This window comes from Bradyrhizobium sp. P2_E8 (assembly GCF_056403875.1).
In genome coordinates this window covers 1-584 of the sequence record NZ_JBFUES010001877.1, presented here as the reverse complement: position 1 = coordinate 584, position 584 = coordinate 1, and the positions used below count along the sequence as shown (strand labels likewise).

Below are 584 nucleotides of genomic sequence, written 5' to 3'. Positions count from 1 at the left end.
ATCTTCCAGCTGCTGGACCATAACAGCGCCTGCGTGGTGGCGGCGAACCCGTCATATTCGCCGGCAATCACGACCCTGACGACGGTCTCGTCCGGCGTAGCGTTCGGCCGCACCAGCGTGATCTCGGCGGGCTCGACCCCGAGTTCGCCGATTGTAGCGGTGGATGCCGTACAGGGCAGGATGTCGCCGGCCTGGAGCGGCCGTCCGTGCCAGCCGCCGAACTCGCTGCGAAACTGCGTGCTGCGTGAGCCCAGCACCGTGGGCACGTCGATGCCGCCGCCGAATGTCAGGTAGCTTCGCGCGCCGCGGGGCATTGCCTTGACGGTCAGGATATCGCCAGTACGGGCGTGCGACCGCCACCATGGCGGGATCACGCGTCCGGCGATCTCCGCCTCGACGTCGGCGCCCGTGAGGGCAAAGGCCATGTCCCGGCCGAAACGAAGCTTGAACGGCAGCATCGGGATTTCGATGYCGGCGGAGTTCTCGTCGTTGCCGAGAAGGATGTTGCCGGCCCGCAGGGCGACATCGTCCATCGCACCCGACGTGCCGACCCCAAAGCGATACTGGTCGAAGCGGCCGAGATC

1 protein-coding gene is annotated in these 584 nt (G+C 67.1%); it reads right to left on the bottom strand.

Features of this window, described 5'->3' with window-relative positions; all coding sequences use genetic code 11:
• Positions 1-584 (bottom strand): 5-oxoprolinase subunit C family protein (locus AC1D00_RS44465; RefSeq protein WP_477015123.1); only part of this gene is annotated, 584 nt, incomplete at both ends.